12 protein-coding genes are annotated in these 13417 nt (G+C 72.7%); 6 read left to right on the forward strand and 6 right to left on the reverse strand.

Annotated elements, in window-relative coordinates:
- Positions 1-41: 41 nt before the first annotated feature.
- Genes AC5P09_RS49085 through AC5P09_RS49100 form a run of 4 tightly spaced genes read right to left on the reverse strand, consistent with a single transcriptional unit; the run spans position 42 to position 5002 of the window.
- Complete coding sequence (locus AC5P09_RS49085; RefSeq protein WP_493880170.1) at positions 42-1373, reverse strand: AAA domain-containing protein; 1332 nt, start codon at positions 1371-1373, stop codon at positions 42-44.
- The gene (locus AC5P09_RS49090) at positions 1370-2968 is read right to left on the reverse strand and encodes a hypothetical protein (protein ID WP_493880171.1); all 1599 of its coding nucleotides are present in this window, start codon (positions 2966-2968) and stop codon (positions 1370-1372) included. Before AC5P09_RS49090 ends, AC5P09_RS49085 begins: the two co-directional genes overlap by 4 nt.
- Positions 2959-4098, reverse strand: a complete 1140-nt coding sequence (locus AC5P09_RS49095; RefSeq protein ID WP_493880172.1) for a hypothetical protein — start codon at positions 4096-4098, stop codon at positions 2959-2961. The genes AC5P09_RS49090 and AC5P09_RS49095 overlap by 10 nt, the downstream gene beginning before the upstream one ends.
- Positions 4049-5002 (reverse strand): phosphatase PAP2 family protein, encoded by a 954-nt coding sequence (locus tag AC5P09_RS49100; RefSeq protein ID WP_493880173.1) that lies wholly within the window; start codon positions 5000-5002, stop codon positions 4049-4051. The genes AC5P09_RS49095 and AC5P09_RS49100 overlap by 50 nt, the downstream gene beginning before the upstream one ends.
- Positions 5003-5210: 208 nt before the next feature.
- Between AC5P09_RS49100 and AC5P09_RS49105 the strand changes: the two genes are divergently transcribed.
- On the forward strand, positions 5211-5807 hold the full coding sequence (locus AC5P09_RS49105) for a histidine phosphatase family protein (protein WP_266439172.1): 597 nt from the start codon (positions 5211-5213) through the stop codon (positions 5805-5807).
- 110 nt (positions 5808-5917) lie between these two features.
- Here AC5P09_RS49105 and AC5P09_RS49110 read toward each other — a convergent pair whose 3' ends face one another.
- The gene (locus tag AC5P09_RS49110) at positions 5918-7360 is read right to left on the reverse strand and encodes an NsdA family TPR-like regulatory protein (protein ID WP_493880174.1); all 1443 of its coding nucleotides are present in this window, start codon (positions 7358-7360) and stop codon (positions 5918-5920) included.
- Positions 7361-7687: 327 nt separating this feature from the next.
- On the opposite strand from AC5P09_RS49110, the gene AC5P09_RS49115 reads away from it, so the two are divergent.
- Together AC5P09_RS49115 and AC5P09_RS49120 are read left to right on the forward strand one after the other, a co-directional pair.
- Positions 7688-8089: a hypothetical protein gene (locus AC5P09_RS49115; RefSeq protein WP_493880175.1), complete on the forward strand. Its 402-nt coding sequence runs from the start codon at positions 7688-7690 to the stop codon at positions 8087-8089.
- Between the two features lie 72 nt (positions 8090-8161).
- Complete coding sequence (locus tag AC5P09_RS49120) at positions 8162-9022, forward strand: spermidine synthase (RefSeq protein WP_493880176.1); 861 nt, start codon at positions 8162-8164, stop codon at positions 9020-9022.
- A 29-nt stretch (positions 9023-9051) separates the two neighbouring features.
- Here the strand turns inward: AC5P09_RS49120 and AC5P09_RS49125 are convergent, their stop codons facing one another.
- A complete protein-coding gene (locus AC5P09_RS49125) occupies positions 9052-9567 on the reverse strand; it encodes a hypothetical protein (protein ID WP_493880177.1) in 516 nt (171 codons plus the stop codon).
- A gap of 122 nt (positions 9568-9689) precedes the next feature.
- On the opposite strand from AC5P09_RS49125, the gene AC5P09_RS49130 reads away from it, so the two are divergent.
- The 3 genes from AC5P09_RS49130 to AC5P09_RS49140 all read left to right on the forward strand — a co-directional run bounded on the left by AC5P09_RS49130 (position 9690) and on the right by AC5P09_RS49140 (position 13322).
- Positions 9690-10394: a response regulator transcription factor gene (locus tag AC5P09_RS49130; RefSeq protein ID WP_493880178.1), complete on the forward strand. Its 705-nt coding sequence runs from the start codon at positions 9690-9692 to the stop codon at positions 10392-10394.
- Positions 10391-11803: a sensor histidine kinase gene (locus tag AC5P09_RS49135; RefSeq protein WP_493880179.1), complete on the forward strand. Its 1413-nt coding sequence runs from the start codon at positions 10391-10393 to the stop codon at positions 11801-11803. The genes AC5P09_RS49130 and AC5P09_RS49135 overlap by 4 nt, the downstream gene beginning before the upstream one ends.
- Positions 11804-12008: 205 nt before the next feature.
- Positions 12009-13322 carry an ABC transporter substrate-binding protein gene (locus tag AC5P09_RS49140; protein ID WP_493880180.1) on the forward strand — a complete coding sequence of 438 codons (1314 nt, stop codon included), beginning with the start codon at positions 12009-12011 and terminating at the stop codon, positions 13320-13322.
- The last annotated feature ends 95 nt before the right edge of the window (positions 13323-13417 follow it).

Here is a 13417-nt window from a genome sequence, read left to right on the forward strand (position 1 = left end):
CGAGATGGCGGCGTGGCGGCCGGCGGCGTGGATTGTGCCGGTCACGGTCGCCAGGCCACCTTGTGTTCGGCCAGGTGCGCCAGCACCGCGTGGTTGGCCTCCCAGCCGTCCGGGAACTTCACCAGCGTTCCCAGCTGGACCGGTTCCGTCGACGGGTAGTCGTCGAGCAGGTCGGTGACGCCGGCGCGGCACACCACGATGCACGCGTGCCGGTGGCGGGAGGCCAGGACGCACAGGCGGCCCGTCTCCAGGTGGAACGCGGTGGCGTCGGGGCGGCCGGAGAGGGGGTGGAGGACGACCGTGACGTCGTACTCGCGGCCCTGGAGGCGGTTCGCGGTGTCGACGGTTACGTCCGGGACGCCCAGGTCGGCCAGGGCCGCGCGGACCGCCGCGGCCTGGTCCCGGTGCGCCGTGCCCACCGCGATCCGGTCGGCGGTCAGGGGCGTGGGGTCGGGGGAGCGCTCCGAAGTGGCCGCGCCGCCCCGGTCGAGCAGGCGCCGGACGACCGTCGCCACGGCCCGCACCGCCTCGGGGTCCGTCCGCGGGGTGTGCCGCGCGGGCAGCTCCAGCAGGCCCCAGCCGGATTCCGCCGCCTCGTCGATCACCCGGTCGGGGCCGGAGCCGTCCGACGGGACCGCGAGGGTGAGACGGCGGTCGCCGTGGCCGGTGCCGCTGCGGAACGGCGTGTACGGGTAGAAGGCGTCGGAGACCAGGGGCGCGGCCGACGCCGGGAGCCGCCAGGACACCGGCAGGCGGTGCTGCGGCAGCTCGGGGTTGTGCGCGAGGAGGGTCGTCACGGCGGAGCCGGAGGGGTCGTACGACAGGCCCGCCCACTGCTCGCTGCCCACGATCGCGAACGGGTCCAGCTGGCCCGGGTCACCCACGAACAGCGCCCGCTCGAAGAGCCCGGCCACGGCGAGCAGCGCGTCCGAGCGCATCTGGTAGGCCTCGTCGACGATGGCGTGCCGCCACGGCTCGTCGACCTTGACGTGCCCCCACTTGGCGGCCGTCGAGATCACGACCGCGAGCCCGGTGAGGTCACCCGCCTTGGCCGACTTCCGTACGTTCGGCAGGTCGTCGAGCGCCTTGTCGTACGGGTCGGCGTCGCTGCTGTGCAGCCGGCCCACCGGCAGGTCGGGGTTCTTCTCCGCGAGCCTCAGCACGAGGTCGTCGACCTGGGCGTTGGTCTGCGCGACCACCATCAACGGGCGCCCCGCGTCGGCCAGTTCCAGCGCCGCGCGCACGACGAGCGTCGACTTGCCGGCGCCGGGCGGGGAGTCGACGACGACACCGCGCGCCGAGCCGTGCAGGGTGTCGTGGAGGATCGCCTCCGTGGCGCGGGAAGCCTCGGCGCCGGGATCGAAGGCGGTCACAGCACGTCCTCCTCGGTCACCGGGTCGGCGATTTCCGGCACGGCGGCCGCCTCGCCCGGCGGTCCGCCGTGGGTCCACGGCGTGTCCTCCGGGTCGGGCAGCTTGGCGCCGCCGCGCTGCTCGTGCTCGAACAGCGTGAAGCAGAGCGGGTCGCCCTTCTCGGGTACGGACCCCACCTCGGGCTCCTTGCCGCGGCCCATCTTGTCGACGATCCGCAGGACCACCAGGGCACCCTCGTCCTCGTATCCCACGAACTCGGCCGCCTGCGGCTTCCCGCCCAGCGAGCGGTACACCTTCACTCGCTCCCCGAGGTGCGGCCGGTCGTCCGTCCGTACGGTCACCAACGGGCGCGGGCTCGGGCGCTTGCCCTCGCTGTACGTCATGACGACGTCCGTGACCTCGCCCGCGAACGCCTCGCCGGACAGCCGCCGGCCCGCCATCACCAGCGGGTCGTCCAGGGCTTCCTGCGCCTCAAGGCGGGCCTGTTCGCGCTCGCGCGCGGCGAGCTTGTTCGCGGCGGTGACCGCGTCGTCGCGGCGCGGCTGCGGGGGCTCGCCGGCCAGCACGCGGTCGCGGTGGCCGGTGAACGACCAGCGGTCGCGGGTCCACCGCTCCTCGACGTGCGCGCCCTCGGGCAGCTCCCGCAGCAGCTCCAGGCCACGCCACACCGCGTCCCAGGTGGGGCGGGTCCGGCTCGCCACCAGGGCGCGGATCTCCTGCTCGGCGGCGGTGAGGATGCCCAGCCGGTCGTCGGCCTGCAGGCCGTCCTCGGCGGCGGCGAGGGCGAGGCGGGCGCGGTCGTAGCGATCGAGGGCGGGGGCGAGGAGCTTGTTGTCGAAGGCCGGGTCGGTGGCCGGGCCGGCGGGCGGGCACAGCAGCTGGCCCTGTGTGTCCCGGCGCAGCTCGGCCCGGAGGGCGGCCTCGGCGCCGGACAGGCCGTCCGGCGGATCGATCCAGGCGAGCAGCGCGCCCAGGTGCTGCTCCTCCAGGGTGGACTGGCCGGTCGCCCAGTGCCGGGCCAGCACATCGGTCATGGCCAGCAGCAGCGAGGAGCCGGGCACGCGGGCGCGCTCCCCGAAGTGGGTCAGCCAGCGGCCCAGCAAGGGCAGCCGGGGCGGGGCGGGATACGGCGTCTCCGGGTCCTGTTCCGCCGTACGCCTGAAGCGCATGGAGCGCCCCAGCAGCCGTACGAACTCGACGCCCGCGCGGCTCGGCACGATCAGCTGCGGGGCGTCCGTGCACAGCTCGACCTCGACCTTGACCCGCTTGCCGGTCTCCGGGTCGGTCTCGGTGCGCTCGGCGGCCTCGACGGACCCGGCGTACGCGTCGAGGTACGGCAGGACGATGTCGGCCAGCTCCGCCAGGAACGCGAACCTGAGGTCACGGTCGCGCGGCTGCGGTACGACCAGCAGGTGCGGGGCGTCCCGGTCGGTCCCCACCAGCGCGCCGAGCGGGGCCCCGGCCTCACCGGCGGTGGTGAGCGGCACGAAGACCAGGGGGTGCTCGGCCAGCCGCCGGTGCCGGACGGTGGCGGCGGGCTGGGCGCGGCCGGTGCTGACGGCTTCGAGCCGGGCGAGGGTGGAGATCAGCGACATGCGGCCACTCCCCGGCCGAGGGCCTCTGCCCGCAGCTCGGCGGCCCTTCTGAGTGCCGCCACCGCCGGATCGTCCGGGTCGCCCAGCTCCCCGCGGGCCGCGGCCAGGACGTCCTCGACCGTCGTCAGGCCGCCGAGTTCGGCGCGCACCGAGCGGCCGAGGGAGGTCACCGCGCCGTCCGTGCGGGAGCGGTCGCGGCAGTGGAAGGCCAGCTCGCAGGCGGACAGGCACTCGGGCGCGTAGGTCGCCGGGACCGCCTCGACGGCCTCCGTCAGCTCGTCGGCGGGCCGGTCGGGGGAGAAGCAGATGCCCTCGGGGAGGGCGTCGGCGATGTCCTGGACGCGGGTGAGGCGGGCCAGCTGGCGGGCGGTCACCGCGCGCTGCTTGCGGATGTCCACGGCGGAGGCGGTGGCGAGGTTGGAGAAGTCCTTCGGGCAGACCAGGAGGACGTGGTGCCGCACGCGCGGGGATGGTCCTCCTTCATGGGCGAGGCGGGCAGCCACTTCCTCCAGTGCCAGCACGTACACCGCGGCCTGCCGGGCGGCGGCGCCCACCTTCGCCGGGTCGGCCGAGCCGTCCAGCATCGGGAAGGACTTGATCTCCACGACCGTCCAGCCGCCGTCCGGGTGCACGACCACCGCGTCCGGCTCCAGGAAGGCGGGCGAACCGGCGACGTCGAGCGCGAGCATCGGGTGGTCGAGGAGTGTCCAGCCGCCGGCCGCGGTGGCGTCGCGCAGGGCCAGGGCCGTACGGGCGGTGCGGCCCTCGGGGCCGATCGCGGTGAGGTCGGGCACCTCGGCGTCCGACGGCGGCTCGGCCTTCCGGTCCAGCTTCTCGTGCACCAGCCGCAGCAGCTCCGCGCCGCCGTCCGCCTTGACCCGCGACTCGAACGCGTTGCCCCGCGTGAGCGCGAACTGCGACTGGCCGAAGGCCGACGGCGAGCCCAACGCGTCCGCCAGCGCCGCCTTGTCCACCCCGGCGCCGTCCAGGATCGCCCGCCGCTTGCAGCCGGGGTTGGCGGCGAGGGCCGCAAGGGCGCGCGCGTCCAGCGCCTTGGCCGGTACCTCGGGACCGCGCAGCTCAGCGAGCCGGTGCCGCAGCCCCGTCTCCCGCGTCCGTGGGAGAGGCACTCGGTTCGGCTCCGCCTGCGAACTGTGACTCGCGCTGCCGTGGAATGTGCTCACTCGCGGAAGTCTGGCATCCGGCACTGACAATTGAGGCCGATGCGGCGGGAGAGACCGGCGCGATGCCCGCGAACCGGACCCGCATCGGCTCCATGACGCGGCCCCCGTACCGCATGACGTACGGCGCGAGCAGCAGCCCGGCCCCCATCACGGCCGCCCCCGCGACCGCGTCGAGGAAGTAGTGGTTCGCGGTGCCCATCACCACGATCGTGGTCACCAGCGGATAGCCGACACCGGCGACCTTCGCGGTACGCGTCCCGCCGTACTTCCACAGCATCACACCGCACCACACCGCCCAGCCCACGTGCAGGCTCGGCATGGCCGCGTACTGGTTCGTCATACCGCCCAGACCCCGCGGGGCGCTCGCCTCGCCGCCCCACCAGCCGTACGAGCTGTACTGGGCCATCGTGTCGACGAAGCCGTAGCCGGGGGAGAGCAGCCGGGGCGGGCAGGTCGGGAGCAGGGTGAAGCCGATCAGGCCGATGAAGGTGGACGTCATCAGCCAGGTGCGGGCCATGCGGTAGTGCACGGCACGGGACCTGAACAGCCAGACCAGGATCACGGGCGTGACCATGTAGTGCAGCGACGCGTACCAGAAGTCGGCCGGGACACCGATCCACGCCTCGCTCGTGAAGAGCCGGTTGAGCGGATGCTCCGCGTTGATGTGCAGGACCTTCTCGGCGCGCAGGATCGCCAGACCGTGGTCGACGGCACTGGTGACGTCGCCCCGGGCGAGGAGCCGGCCGGCGGAGTAGCAGGCGTACACCAGCACGATCAGTGGCAGCTCGGTCCACCAGCGCAGCCGGGGTCGCGGGGCAGCCTCGATGCCCGGTGTCTCGGTCTGCGGCATCCGATCGCCCTCCCCCTTCACGTCGCGCCCGTCCGGTGGTCCTGGTCCGGTCGTGTCACTTTACGGCGCATGCGCGCACCTCCGTGGCACGCCCCCGGCCCTCAAAGACGCAGAGATCGCCCGCCGGGTTGCCCTCGGGCGGACCCTGGTACAGCGTGCGCGATGATGGAGGGGCCCCGCCTCTCATTTCTCCCGGAAGGGTCTCTTCATGGCACCGCGCATCCTGCTGGCCCGGCACGGACAGACGGAGTGGTCGCTGTCCGGCAAGCACACCGGCAGGACCGACGTACCGCTCCTCGAAGAGGGCCGGCGCGGCGCCAAACTGCTCGGCGAGCGCCTGCACCGGGCGCCGTTGGACGGTCTCGCCGGGGCCGAGGTGCGCACCAGCCCGCTGGTACGCGCGCGTGAGACGTGCGAACTCGCCGGTTTCGGCGAGCGCGCGAGCACCTGGGACACGCTCATGGAGTGGGACTACGGCTCCTACGAGGGGATGACCCCGCAGGAGATCCAGGACGTCCGGCCCGGCTGGCTCATCTGGCGCGACGGCGTGCCGCAGGGCGAGTCGCTCGCCGAGGTGACGGCCCGCGCGGACGAGGTCGTCGCCTGGGCGCGGGCGGCGGACCGGGACGTGCTGATCTTCGCGCACGGGCACATACTCCGGTCCATCGGTGCGAGGTGGCTGGGGCTGCCGATCGACTTCGCGGCGCGGATCAGGCTCAATCCGACGTCCTTGTCGGTGCTCGGCTGGGCTTACGGGGAGCCGGCGATCGAGAGCTGGAACGACGTGGGGCACCTCGCGGCGTAGTGCCGCGCGCGGCGCTGGTGCCAGCGGGCGGGGTTCGCTCGCCGGCGCTGTGCCGGGTGCCGCTGCGCCCACCCCCCATCCGTCCGCCCCAGCGGCACGACCGCCCGCGGCTACGCCGTGCGCGGCAGGCTCGCATGGCGTTCCAGGAACGCCGACACCCCCGACGCCCGCCGATGCGGCAGCAGCACCCGTGCCGTGCCCGCGAGCATCGTCTGGATCCTGGACGACTGGACCTCGCCCAGCAGGTCCAGTACCCGCATCCCGGCCGCCGCGGCCTCGTCGGGGCGGCCTCCGCGCGCGAGGTCGTCCGCCAGTTCCGCCGTGTACAGGGCGATGTTCCGGGTGAAGTGCGGGTCCTGGAGCTGCGCCGCGCGGCCCGCGTGCCGGGCCGCGCGCCGCCAGTCGCCGAGTGTCGACCAGCACTGCGCCTCAAGACCCTCCAGCTCAGCCTCTCCGTAGAAGCTCATCCACTCGGGGTCGGCGTCCGAGTGGCCTCGCTCGAAGAGTGCCTGTGCGCGGGCGAGTGCCTGTTCGCAGCCGGTGCGGTCGGCGAGTCCGGCCCAGCCGCCCGCCTCGCGCAGCGCGAGCAGCGACATCAGCCGGGCGGAGCCCAGCGGGCGCCCGACGCGTTGCGCGGCCTGCGCGGCGCGTACCGCCTCGCGCGGCCGGCCCGCGTCCCGGGCGAGGAAGGCCGTGTTGCAGAAGGCGTGTGCCTCAAGGCCCGGGTCCCCGGTCGTCCGGGCGGTCGCGAGCGCCTCGGCGTAGTGCGAGCGGGCGTCGTCGAAGCGGCCCGAGTCGTGGGCCAGCCAGCCCACCGAGATGGCCAGTTCACCGGCGCCCGAGTGGAGCCGTTCGGCGGTCGTCTGCCGGGTCGTGTTGGCGTCGAGCAGGGCGTAGGCGGCGCGCAGTGGAGCGGCCGCGCGACGGTAGAGGCCGTCCGCGCCGTGCCGGTCGTCGAGCAGCCGGATGCTGCGGACGGCCTCTTCGAGGGCGCCCGCCTCCATCGTCCCGACGCGCCGGACGGGGCGTTCCGCGGCCGCGGCGTCGAAGGCGAGTGTTAAGGGGCCCAGCGAGACGGCGGCCATCGTGGCGCCCCCGCTGGTCATGAATGCGCGACGCAGCACGTCGCTCTCCTCGTGGTTGTCGTGCGTCTCGTACGGGTCCTGCGTGTCATACGGCTCGTACGCCCCTGGCGTCTCACCGGCGGTGTACGCCGGGCCGGCGACGCCGGAGGGGGGCGCGTCCTCGGGGGCGTGCGCCCGTCGTCCGCGTACGGACGAGCGGGGCGCGAACCCGAGGTCGGTGAGCGTGCGGCCGGGGAACATGTGCAAGAACACCCGTTCGTACGCATAGTTGGGACAGCGGATCTCACCCGCCTCGACCCGGCCGACATAGCGTGCGTCGCAGCTGACCCGCTCGCCGATCTCGCGGGCGGCCCGCCGTACCGCAGCGGCGAACTCGGCCGGCGAGCGCTGTCCGCGCAACTGCCGGAACGCGAGGTTGGGCTGCGGTGGTCTGGGGGACTGGGACGAGGTCACCATTGACGACGCCATGGCCGGGTCCTCTCGTGCGAACCGTCGAACCATGCCGGAACCAAGGTGGGTTCACGGTGTGTTGTCCGTGTGACACCCCGGTTTCCGGCGGGCAAGAACGTACCTGCTGTAACGGACCCGCCACGCGGTGTTTGGCTACAAACCGGATATCTCATCCGTGATCTGCCATGAACTGCCATCCTTTGCGGCGGACTTCCGCCGTAGCCGTTGACAGGTGGGCGCGTTGAACCCTGTGGACCGGGAGCCGCCCGACTCCCGACCCGTTCGTTGGAGGAGGGGTTCCGTGTGGAGGCCGGTATGGGGACCAGACACAGCGCCGATCCTTGTATGTCACTTTCGTCCAGTACGTCTTCGTCCAGTACGTCGCTTTCCTGTCCGGACGCCGTGTGCGACGTCGTCACCGTGCCGACGCGGCACGGGCTCGAGGCGGTCGACATCCTGCGGCGCGGGGCGGGCGACGAGGCGGTCGGGCCCGTCCTGCACGACGACGACTGCGGCACGCTGGGGTTCGTGGTCCCGCCGGGGACCGCGGCCGGATGGGACGTACCGGGCAGCACCTGCACGGAGACGGACGGGCGGGGGCTGCGGCTGAGCCCCGAACCGCCGGTGGAGGGCTCGGACTGGCTGCTGCCGCCGGGGGAGGCGGACCTCGCGACGGATCCGGCGGTGCTGCGGGCGGCGCTGGGGGAGGCGGCCCGGTTGATCGAGGCGGCGGACAACTGCCGCTGACGCCGGCACGAGCCCGCTGACGCCGGCACGAGCCCGCTGAGCCGAGCGCTTCGCGGCCCTGATAATGGCGTCATGGGAAAGTCCAGGAACGCCCGTCGGGACAGCGCCCCCGTCGTCGAACCCGTGGACGGCGGGCTCGCCCAGCTCATACCCGATCGGGACCGGGCGCGGGCCTGGACACTCCTCGTCGACGGGGCGCCGCAGTCGCACGTCGATCTCGACGACCCGGCGTATCTGTCCTTCGAGTACCAGCGGCGGCTCGGGCACGTCGTCGACCTGGCCGCCCAGCCCGGCAAGCCCGTGCACGCCGTGCACCTCGGCGGGGGCGCCTTCACCCTCGCCCGTTACGTCGCCGCCACCCGCCCCCGCTCCACCCAGCAGGTCGTCGAGCGCGACGCGGCCCTCGTCCAACTGGTCCGCCGGGAGCTGCCGTTGGACATGGGGGCCCGGATCCGGGTGCGTTCCGTCGATGCCCGCGAAGGCCTCGCCAAGGTGCCCGACGGATGGGCCGACCTCGTCATCGCCGACGTGTTCAGCGGCGCCCGCACCCCGGCCCACCTCACCTCGACCGAGTTCCTCGACGAGGTCCGCCGGGCGCTGAAGCCGGGCGGTCTCTACGCCGCCAACCTCGCCGACGGGCCGCCGCTGGCCCACCTGCGCGGCCAGATCGCCACCGCGGCCGCCCGCTTCCCGGAACTCGCCCTGGTCGCCGACCCGACCGTCCTGCGCGGCAAACGTTTCGGCAACGCGGTCCTCGTCGCCTGCGACCACCCGCTCCCGATCGCCGAACTCACCCGCCGCGCGGCCTCCGACCCGCACCCGGGCCGCGTCGAACACGGCAGGTCGCTGACCGACTTCACGGGCGGGGCCGTACCGGTGATCGACGCGGCCGCGGTGGCCTCCCCGGCGCCGCCGGCCTCCGTGTTCCGGTGAGGCAGCAGATCCGGTAGATCCCGAAAGACCTAGTAGTTCCCGATCTCCACGCGCGGCGGCCCGTCGTGCCAGGTGCAGAACACCGACACCCGGTCCGCGCCCGAGCTGAACTCCACCCGGATCCACGACTCCGTCTTCCACACCTGCATCGACCAGCCGGTGCCGGGCGTCGCCGACACCAGCGTCGCGGACGTCTTCCCGAGGTCGAAGACCGCACGGCCGCCGTCGGTGTCGTAGCTCTTGATCTGCCCGGACGCGGTGGGCGACGGGCCGGCGCTCGTCGTCGGCGGGCTCGACGGGGTCCGGGTGGGCGTCGGGGACGGCTCGCGCGAGGGGCTCTTCGACCCGGACGGCGTCGGCCGGGCCGTCGACGACGCCAGCGGCTTCGACTCCTGCGTGGTCGCGTCGGCCGCCGTGATGGGCAGGGCGCGCGGCGGGTCGTACGCCGTGCCCGCCATCACCGAGTGGACGCCCCACCACGACAGCGTGACCGCCGCGCCCGTGGCGAGCGTCCAAGCCAGTACGTGTAGGAGTCCTCTGCGCATCGCGGGCCATACTGCCTCACGCGTCCCACCGATGTCGCCCGGTGCGCCGGTCGTTGTCCACAGGTGCGAAGTTGTCCACAGGCGCCGGAACGGCCTCCCTCGCATGGCGTAGGTTGCGGCGCATGGCAAGTGTGCTCGTGGTCGAGGACGACCAGTTCGTACGCTCGGCGCTCATCCGGCACCTGACCGACGCCGCCCACACGGTGCGCAGCGTCGGTACGGCACTGGAGGCGCTGCGCGAGGTCGCCCATTTCCGTTTCGACGTCGTGATCCTGGACCTCGGTCTGCCCGATCTGGACGGCTCCGAGGCCCTGAAGATGCTGCGCGGCATCACCGACGTCCCCGTGATCATCGCCACCGCCCGGGACGACGAGACGGAGATCGTCCGGCTGCTGAACGCGGGGGCGGACGACTACCTGACCAAGCCGTTCTCGGTCGAGCACCTGTCGGCGCGGATGGCGGCGGTCCTACGACGGTCCCGCAGCGCCGGCGGGGACGCTCCGCCGGAGACCGTGCTGCGCGTCGGCGGCCTGACCGTCGACCCGCTGCGCCGACAGGCCGAGCTGGACGGCGTACGCCTTGACCTCACCCGGCGCGAGTTCGACCTGCTCGCCTTCCTGGCCGGCCGGCCAGGGGTCGTCGTCCCCCGCAAGGAACTGCTCTCCGAGGTGTGGCAGCAGTCGTACGGCGACGACCAGACCATCGACGTCCATCTGTCGTGGCTGCGCCGCAAGCTCGGCGAGACGGCGGCGAGTCCGCGCTATCTGCACACCCTGCGGGGCGTCGGCGTGAAGCTGGAGCCACCGGGAGCGGAGCCGGCGCGATGAGATGGGCACTGGTCAAGGTCTCGCTGGCGGTCACCACCATGGTCGTGGTCGCCTTCGCCATCCCGCTCGGACTCGTCATCAAGGAGATGGCCCGGGACCGCGCCTTCTCCAACGCCGAACGGCAGGCCGCGGCCGTCGCCCCCGCCCTGTCCATCACCACCGACCGCGACCAGCTGGAGCGCGTCGTCGCCTCGGCCGGGTCGGACGCGGGCCTGGCCGTGCACATACCGGCGTCGGACGGCGCCGCGGCCGTCGACCTCGGGCGGCAGCGCGCCGCCGACGGGGACATCGCGACCGTGCGGAAGCTGGGCCGCGCCTCCACCAGCGAGGTGCCCGGCGGCTCCACGCTGCTCCAGCCGGTCGCGCTGAGCTCCGGTGAGATCGCGGTCGTCGAGGTGTACGTCCCGGAGTCGGAGGTCAGCAACGGCGTGGCCACCGCCTGGGCGGTCCTCGCCGGGGTCGGTGCCGCGCTCGTCGTCGGCTCGGTCGCGGTCGCCGACCGGCTGGGCGTGCGGATGGTGCGGCCCGCGCAGCGCCTGGTCGAGGGCGCGCACGAACTGGGGGAGGGGAAGCTGGGCGCGAGGGTGCCGGAGGAAGGCCCCACCGAACTGCGGCTGGCGGCGGTGGCGTTCAACTCCATGGCCGACCAGGTCGTACAACTCCTGGCGAACGAGCGTGAGTTGGCGGCCGATCTGTCCCACCGGCTGCGCACCCCGCTGACCGTGCTGCGGTTGAACGCGGCCTCGCTCGGAGACGGGCCGGCCGCCGAGCAGACCCGGGCCGCGGTCGCGCAGTTGGAGCGCGAGGTCGACACGATCATCCGTACCGCCCGGGACGCCAAGCCGCAGACCGCGGCCGCCGGGCCGGGCGCCGGATGCGATGCCGCCGAGGTCGTGCGCGAGCGGATGGCGTTCTGGTCGGCGCTCGCGGAGGACGAGGGCCGCAAGTGGCGGGTCGCCGGGGCTGACCGGCCGGTGCGCATACCCGTGGCCCGCGCGGACCTGGTCGCCGCCCTGGACGCCCTGCTCGGCAACGTCTTCCGGCACACCCCGGTGGGCACGGCCTTCGCGGTCGACCTGCACAACGGCGAGGACGCGGTGATCGTGCTGGTGTCCGACGCGGGGCCGGGCATACCCGACCCCCAGGCGGCGATGGCGCGCGGCCGGGGTTCGGGGAGCGCCGGGTCGACCGGGCTCGGCCTCGACATCGTGCGGCGGCTCGCGGAGGAGACGGGCGGTGACGTGCGGATCGGGGCGTCGGTGCTCGGCGGGACCGAGGTGCGGATCTGGGTCCAGCTGGACGGGCGCGAGCGGGCGCCTCTGCGGCGGGGGCACCGAGGCTCCGTACGACGGCGTCGGCCCGGCCGACTGGTCTCCACCTTCAGCAACCGGTCCCGACCCCTTCCCTGAGCGTCCCCATCCCCTCCGTGAACGTTCCCATCCGGGCGGAAGGGCTCGTGTCGATTACGTTTCGACAAAACGGGCCGAAAGCTATTGACGTATGACCTGACATACGGCTGTCATTGCGCAAACGTGTTTGGTCAAGTTGATTTCTGGTCGATTGCGATCGGATCTCGGCCCGACCGTGACCGACCCTCCCCGTCAGGAGCCGTTCATGCCCGACCTCTCTCCCTCCGGCCTCTCCTTCCCGTCCCCCAGCCGCCGCACCATGCTGCGCGGCATGGGTGGCGCGGCCCTGCTCGGCGCCGGGATACCGCTGCTCAGCGCCTGTGGCGGCAGCGGCACGTCCGCCGACCCGAAGACGGTCACGCTCGGCTCCAAGGCGTCCGACGCGGTGCCGAAGAAGGCGTTCGCCGACGTCTACGCGGCCTACAAGAAGAAGTCCGGCATCACGGTCGACGTGAACACCAAGGACTCGAACACCTTCCAGGAGCAGATCAACTCCTACCTGCAGGGCGCGCCGGACGACGTGTTCACCTGGTTCGCCGGCTACCGGATGCAGTTCTTCGCGGCCAAGGGTCTCGCCACGCCGATCGACGACGTGTGGCAGAAGATCGCGGGCAACTTCCCCGAGGCGATGCAGAAGCTGAGCAAGGGCGAGGACGGCAAGTACTACTTCGTGCCGCTGTACACGTACCCCTGGGCGGTTTTCTACCGCAAGAGCGTCTTCAAGCAGTACGGCTATGAAGTCCCCACCACGTGGGACGACTTCGTCGCGCTGTGCAAGCAGATGCAGAAGGACAAGCTGGTCCCGATCGCCTTCGGTGACAAGGACGCCTGGCCCGCGCTCGGCACCTTCGACCAGATCAACTTCCGCAAGAACGGCTACGACTTCCACGTCGACCTGATGGCGGGCAAGGCGTCCTGGACCGACGCCAAGGTGAAGTCCGTCTTCGACCTGTGGGCCGAGATCCTCCCCTACCACCAGGAGGGCGCCGTCGGCCGTACCTGGCAGGACGCCGCGCAGACCCTGGTGTCGAAGAAGGCCGGCATGTACCTGCTGGGCACCTTCGTGGGCCAGCAGTTCACCAACCCGGCCGACCTCGAGGACCTCGACTTCTTCGCCTTCCCGGAGATCGACCCGGCGTACGGTCAGGACACCGTCGAGGCGCCGACCGACGGCTTCATGATGAGCAAGAGCCCGAAGAACAAGGCCGAGGGCGTCAAGCTCATGGAGTTCCTGGGCACCCCGGAGGCCGAGGAGGCCTACCTCAAGGCCGACCCGAGCGTCGTGGCCGCCTCCACCAAGGCCGACACCTCCGCGTACACGCCTCTGCAGAAGAAGGCGTACGACATGATCGCCGGGGCCAAGAGCCTCACCCAGTTCATGGACCGCGACAGCCGCCCGGACTTCACCTCGACGGTGATGCAGCCCTCGCTGCAGAAGTTCGTCCGTGACCCCAAGGGCGTCGACAGTCTGCTGTCCCAGATCGAGCGCCAGAAGAAGACGATCTTCGCCTCGTCATGACAACGGAAACCACAGAGGAGATCCCGGAGGCGGCCGCCGTGCCGCCTGCGGGCACTGCCCCCGCCAAGAAGAAGGTGCCTCACGGGCACCGCCGT

The organism is Streptomyces sp. a15 (genome assembly GCF_059026085.1).